This window comes from Leptospiraceae bacterium, assembly GCA_024233835.1.
In the GTDB taxonomy this organism is placed as follows: Bacteria; Spirochaetota; Leptospiria; order Leptospirales; family Leptospiraceae; genus JACKPC01.
The window spans coordinates 1-1,692 of the sequence record JACKPC010000011.1; the positions used below are offsets into that span (position 1 = coordinate 1).

Genomic DNA, 1,692 nt, shown 5'->3' on the forward strand with positions numbered 1-1,692 from the left:
TATTTTTATTTTTTCAAGTGTATCTTCATTAGTCATATCAGTATTCTTCCTTATTGTAATATACTTTTCCTCTCAGGTTTTCATGTTTGATGTCATTGGAAGATAAGTTTTCTTGCTCGTATGCATCCATTCCATTTAGCAAAATATTTTTTATAAATCTGTAGCCTATTTGCTTGTATTCTAATGCGATTTCACAGGCTCTATTAACTCGCTTTCCCCCATATTTCTTTCCAAGGTTAATAATCCCTATGCATACTTTATATCCCTGTTCGGGATATTTGTAAGTATTTAGAATATTTGAGGATAGCTCCCTTACACTTACTCCCAGAAGAGATGCTCTGCTTAATATCATTTCAGAATTCCATTCCGCATAAGACTTGTGAGAGGGAGGCATATGGTCTATATTTGTGCTATATTTACCCTGTGCTCTATCACGTTTATGCAAAGCCACTCTCTCATTATTGTAGAATACCTCAACTATATCCTGAGTATAGATTATCGTGGTTTTACGACCTTTTAGGCGATAAGGCACGCTGTAATAGTTTTTATCTTCAGGAAGGTAGACATGATAATTTACAGCTACTGTAGACATTGCAAATTTCTTGAACATGTATTTTTCTGCAGGTAGAGGCTTTAGTAACTGTTTTTCGTTTCTTTCAAAATCTTCTCTTCTTGAATGATTTAATCTCTGCATTTTTAGATTATTATGTTTATCTAATAGTTTCTGTATTGCCTCATTCAATTCTGAGAGGCTCAGGAATGTTTGATCTCTAAGAGGAGCAAATATTCTAGTATATACTATGTTCACCGCATTTTCTACGAGTGCTTTATCTTTGGGCTTATAGGGCCTTGCCGGGAAAATAACCGTATCATAATGTCTGGCAAAATCCAAAAGCTCAGGATTGATTTCAGGTTCATACCTATCACTTTTTGTTACCGCAGCTTTTAAGCAATCCGGAACAATCGCATTCACAACCCCTCCAAGATATTGTAAACTATTCTCACAGGCACGAATAAAATCTTCTTTCTTCTGAGAATATACCGCTTCTACATAAGTTAATTGACTCGCACCTAATACAGAAACAAATACTTCAACTTCTCTTTCTTCATTTGTTTTGGGATCTTTTATTTTTAGCTTTTTTCCGGTAAAGTCCACAAACAGTTTATCACCATATTTATGCTCTATATGCATACTGACTTCTTTGCTGTTTTTCCATGTCTGATAGTGATAACAAAACTGGGTATAGCTATAGGGTTCTGAAACTTCTTTTGTATATTCTTCCCACAATATTTGCAGGGTAACTCCAACTCTTTTCAACTGAACAGCATAGTCAGGAAACCTAATGGATAGCTGCTGATACCTTTCTTTTCGGGAAAGATTTCTGGAATCTAATATATCCAGAACCTCACTTTCCTTCATAAGAGAGAGGTCTTTATATGTCATATTTGACTTGCGGAATATTTGGAGATACTCTGATACTACTGGACGAGAAATACTTAAGTTTCGACTAATACTCCGTTTACTCAAACCCAGTTCGTAGAGTCTTACTATTTCAACAATTTTATTCATTTTTATCCTCTGATTCATCAGTCTTTCCCCTCTTAGTTGAAAGACTTTTTCGTTGCGATGATTGAGGAAACTTTTAACCTTTGTCCCGAATTACTTATTTTCCGTGTGGTAAAGTTTCAACC

General features: G+C 35.1%; 1 protein-coding gene. It reads right to left on the minus strand.

The window, feature by feature from the left end; translation table 11 throughout:
- Positions 1-37: 37 nt before the first annotated feature.
- Positions 38-1,588 carry an IS21 family transposase gene (locus tag H7A25_26680; protein MCP5503514.1) on the minus strand — a complete coding sequence of 517 codons (1,551 nt, stop codon included), beginning with the start codon at positions 1,586-1,588 and terminating at the stop codon, positions 38-40.
- Positions 1,589-1,692: the final 104 nt, after the last annotated feature.

Bases quoted from the DNA above. Each gene is read 5' to 3' on its own strand.
- H7A25_26680 (MCP5503514.1), bottom strand. From the start codon at position 1,588: ATGAATCAGAGGATAAAAATGAATAAAATTGTTGAAATAGTAAGACTC.